This window comes from Burkholderia sp. LMG 13014 (assembly GCF_905232215.1).
Classification (GTDB): domain Bacteria; phylum Pseudomonadota; class Gammaproteobacteria; order Burkholderiales; family Burkholderiaceae; genus Burkholderia.
The window spans coordinates 1-4,596 of the sequence record NZ_CAJNKE010000477.1; the positions used below are offsets into that span (position 1 = coordinate 1).

3 protein-coding genes and 1 pseudogene are annotated in these 4,596 nt (G+C 68.3%); all 4 read right to left on the reverse strand.

Going from position 1 to position 4,596, the window contains the following annotated elements:
- Positions 1 to 1,016: pseudogene (locus JYJ84_RS29045) on the reverse strand (CaiB/BaiF CoA transferase family protein); the annotation flags it as partial.
- A gap of 30 nt (positions 1,017 to 1,046) precedes the next feature.
- Positions 1,047 to 2,183, reverse strand: coding sequence for an acyl-CoA dehydrogenase family protein (locus JYJ84_RS29050; protein WP_175223287.1), 1,137 nt, complete (start codon positions 2,181 to 2,183; stop codon positions 1,047 to 1,049).
- A gap of 14 nt (positions 2,184 to 2,197) precedes the next feature.
- A complete protein-coding gene (locus JYJ84_RS29055) occupies positions 2,198 to 3,406 on the reverse strand; it encodes an acyl-CoA dehydrogenase family protein (protein ID WP_175223286.1) in 1,209 nt (402 codons plus the stop codon).
- Between the two features lie 29 nt (positions 3,407 to 3,435).
- Positions 3,436 to 4,596: 3-hydroxyacyl-CoA dehydrogenase (locus JYJ84_RS29060; RefSeq protein WP_240201914.1), on the reverse strand; the 1,161-nt coding region annotated here is incomplete at its 5' end.

Genomic DNA, 4,596 nt, shown 5'->3' on the forward strand with positions numbered 1-4,596 from the left:
CGTGACGAGCCCCGCGCGCGTCGCGCGTTCGGACTTCAGCGCTTCGTGCAGCCCGAGCACTTCGCCGCACGGAATGCCTGCATCGGCGAGCGCCGTGAGCAACGTCGCGCGCGACCGGCTCGAGAGTTCGCGACGAATCTCCGGCAGCAGATCCGCACGGTTCTCCGAACGGCCGAGGTTGGTCTTGTATCTCGCGTCGGCCGCGAGATCGGGCCGCTCGATCGCATCGCAGAAACGCGCGAACTGCGTGTTGTTGCCGACCGTGATCACGAGCGGGCCATCGGCCGCGTCGAACACGCCATACGGCACGATCGACGGATGCGCGTTGCCGTAGCGCGGCGGGTCCTCATCAGCAGCGCGTCGAGCCCGTAGTACGCGGTGATCATCAGCCCGCAGTCGAACAGCGCCATCTCGATGCGCCGCCCGCGCCCCGTCGCATGACGTTCATACAGCGCGGCGAGGATCGCCTGCGCCGAATACATGCCGGTGAACAGGTCGACCGCCGCGACGCCGAACTTCAGCGGCGGCTGGCCGGCTTCGCCATTCAGCGCCATCAGCCCGGCCTCGCCCTGCACGACGAGGTCGTAGCCGGGCCGCGCGGCCTCGGCGCCCGAACGGTCGTAGCCGGAGATCGCGCAGTGCACGAGGCGCGGATTCAGCTCGGCCAGCGCGTCGTAGCCGAGCCCGAGCTTTTCCGCGCCCCCGAACTTGAAGTTGTGCAGCACGACGTCGGCCTGCGCGGCCAGCTCGCGCGCGAGCCGCTGCCCTTCGTCGGTCTGCAGGTCGAGACAGATCGAGCGCTTGCTGCGGTTCACGCTGTTGAAGTAGGTCGTCTCGGTGTCACCGATCCTCAGGCCCCAGTCGCGCGTGTCGTCGCCGCGCGCCGGATGTTCGACCTTGATCACTTCCGCGCCAAAATCGGCGAGCACCATCGCGCACCACGGGCCCGCGAGCACGCGCGAGAAATCGAGCACCTTCACGCCGGCCAGCGGCAATGCGCGCGATTCGTTCGTCATCCTTGTCTCCTCCATTCGCGTCGTGCGTTTTTACTGTTTCGACAGCGCGATATAGCGCGCGAGATGGTGATCCTCGTCGCCGAGCTGGTGATCGATCATCACGAGGCGCTTCGCGTAGTGCGACAGCGGCAGCTCCCACGTCATCCCGATCCCGCCGTGCAACTGGATGCTCTCCTCGGCGACGAGCGTGCCGATCCGGCCGATCGTGTACTTCGCTGCCGCGAGCGCGCGTTCGCGCACCGCGCGCGGTGCATCGAGCTGCGCGGCTGCGTTGATCACCGCCGAGCGCGCCTGCTCGACTTCGAGCAGCAGGTCGGCCATCCGGTGCTGCAGCGCCTGGAAGCTGCCGATCGGCAAGCCGAACTGCTTGCGCGTACGCAGGTAGTCGAGCGTGTACTCCTTTGCGACATCCATTGCACCGAGCGCTTCCGCCGATAGCGCGAGCAGCCCATAGCCGAGCACGCGTTCGAGCAGCTCGGCGCCCGCTTCACCGTCATGCGTGCCGAGCGCCGCATCGGCCGGCAGCGCGACGCGTTCGAAGCGCACTTCGGCTGCGCGGCCGCCGTCGATCTTCTTGTAGTCGCGCAGCGATACGCCCGGCGCGTCGGCCGGCACGACGAACAGGCCGATGCCGGCCGCATCGTCGTCGTGACCCGACACGCGCGCGCTGACGACGAAGAACGCCGCCTGCGCGGCCTGGTCGACGACACCCTTCGCGCCCGTCAGCACCCAGCCATCGCCCGAGCGCTCGGCGCGCGTGCGCACGGTCGTCAGTTCGTAGTGCGAGCCCGGCTCGTCATGCGCGAACGCGGCGCTCGCGCTGCCATCGATCAGCGCGGCCAGCCGGTCGCGATGCGCGGCGCCGCCAGCGAGCGACAGCGCACGGCCCGCGAGCAGCGCGCCGAGGAACGGCTCGACGACAAGCCCGCGCCCGAGGCATTCGAACACCACGGCGATGTCGAAGCCCGCGCCGCCGAACCCGCCGTCGGCTTCGGGAAACAGCGCGCCGACCGTACCGAGTTCGGCAAAGCGCTGCCACATCGCGCGATCGAAACCATCGGCCGACTGCGCGATGCGATCGCGCACCGGGAACGCGTACTGTTCGGCGATGAAGCGGTTCAACGTATCCGCCAGCATCCGGCGGTCTTCTGTGTGCTGGAAATCCATCGTCGCGTCCCTCGTTACAGCCCGAGCATCATCTTCGCGATGATGTTCTTCTGGATCTCGTTCGAGCCGCCGAAGATCGACAGCTTGCGATTGTTGAAATACTGCTGCGCGGCGCTCGCGGCTTCGTCCGGGCCGACCGGCTCGCCGTCGTAATCGGCATCGAGCGCTTCCTCGACGAACGGCTGCGCATACGGCCCCATCGCGCGGCGCATCAGCGCGGTGATCTCCTGGCGGATCTGCGTGCCGCGGATCTTCAGCATCGAGCTTTCTGCGCCCGGCGCGCCGCCGCCCGCGACCGCGGCCAGCACGCGCAGGTTGGTCGTGCGCATGTTCTCGAGTTCGATCTCGACCCGCGCGACGCGCGCCGCGAAGAACGGATCGTCCGCGAGCGGCCGGCCGTTCTTCGTGACCTTCGCTGCAACCGCGCGCAGCCGGTCGAGCGCGGCCGTCGAGAAGCCGATTCCCGCGATGTTGGTGCGCTCGTACGTGAGCAGGTATTTCGCGTAGGTCCAGCCGCGGTTCTCTTCGCCAACGAGGTTTGCCGCCGGCACGCGCACGTCGGTGAAGAACACCTCGTTCACCTCGTGCTCGCCGTCGAGCGTGATGATCGGGCGAACCTCGACGCCCGGCGTGTTCATGTCGATCAGCAGGAAGCTGATGCCTTCCTGCTTGCGCACGTCGGTCGCGGTGCGCACGAGGCAGAAGATCATGTTCGCGTAGTGGCCGAGCGTGGTCCACGTCTTCTGGCCGTTCACGAGGTAGTGCTCGCCCTGCGCGTCGATGCCGCGCACCGCGCTCGTCTTCACCGCCGCGAGATCGGAACCGGCGCCCGGCTCCGAATAGCCCTGGCACCACCAGTCGGTGCCGTCGAGGATGCGCGGCAGCCAGTGGCGTTGCTGCGCTTCGTTGCCGTACTTGATCAGCACGGGGCCGAGCATGTTCACGCCGAACGGCACGATGCGCGGCGCACCCGCGAGCGCGCATTCGTTGTCGAACAGGAACTTCTGCGCGACGCTCCAGCCGGGGCCGCCGTATTCGCGCGGCCAGTGGCTCGCGAGCCAGCCGCGCGCGTTGAGGATTGCGTGCCATTCGCGCATGTCGTCGCGCGTGAGATGCAGGCCGCCCTTCACCTTGCGCGCGATGCGCTCGGGCAGTTCGGCTTGCAGGAAGCGCTGCACTTCCGTGCGGAAGGCTTCCTCTTCGGGAGTGAAATTAAGGTCCATCTTCGGTCCGTGGCGAATGCGGTGGGCGTTCAGTCGATGCGGTTCAGGCTCGCGAAATCCGCGCCGCGCGCGACGAGATCGACGAGCAGCGGCGACGGCTTCCAGAACAGCGGATCTTCCTTCGCGAACGCGCGGATATCGGCGAGCACGTTCGCGAGGCCGACCGTGTCCGCGTAGTGCATCGGGCCGCCGCGATAGCGCGGGAAGCCGTAGCCGTACAGGAACACCGCATCGACATCGAGCGGGCGCAGCGCGATCTTCTCGTGCACGACGTTCGCGCCTTCGTTGATCATCGCGGCCAGGTAACGACGCATGATTTCGTCGTCGGTGAACGTGCGCGGCGTGACGCCCTTCTTCGCGCGCTCTTCCGCGACGATCGTCTCGACTTCCGGGTCCGGCGTGCCGACCCGCGCGCCGTCCGGATACAGGTAGTAGCCGCGCGCCGTCTTCTGGCCGAACCAGCCGCGCTCGCACAGCCGGTCGGAAATCTCGACGTAGCGTGCCCGCGGGTCGCGCGTCGCCGCGCGGCGCTTGCGGGTTGCCCAGCCGATGTCGCCGCCCGCGAGGTCGACGACCTGGAACGGCCCCATCGGGAAGCCGAACTCGCGCACCGCGCGGTCGATCTGGTACGGCGACGCGCCGTCTTCCATCAGGTAGTCGGCCGCCGTGCGATAGACGGCGAGGATCCGGTTGCCGATGAAGCCGTCGCACACGCCGGCGCGCACCGGCGTCTTCTTCAGTTGCTTCGCGAGCGCGAACGCGGTCGCGACGACGTCCGCGCTCACGCGTGCCGGCACGACGATCTCGAGCAGCTTCATCACGTTGGCCGGCGAGAAGAAATGCAGGCCGATCACGTCGGCCGGCCGGTCGATGCTCGCGGCCAGTGCGTCGATGTCGAGATACGACGTGTTGGTCGCGAGCACCGCGCCCGGCTTGCACACGCGCGCGAGTTCTGCGAACACGGCCTGCTTCACGGCCATGTCCTCGAACACGGCCTCGATCACGACGTCGGCCTGCGCGAGCGCGTCGTACGTTGTGCTGCCCTTGAAGCGCGCGAGCCGCGCCGCGTGCGCGGCCGGCGTCATCCGCCCTTTCGCGACGAGGCCGTCGTACACCTTCTCGACGTGCGCTCGGCCGCGCGCGAGCGATGCTTCGTCGCGTTCGATCATCGTCACCGGCAGCCCGGCGTC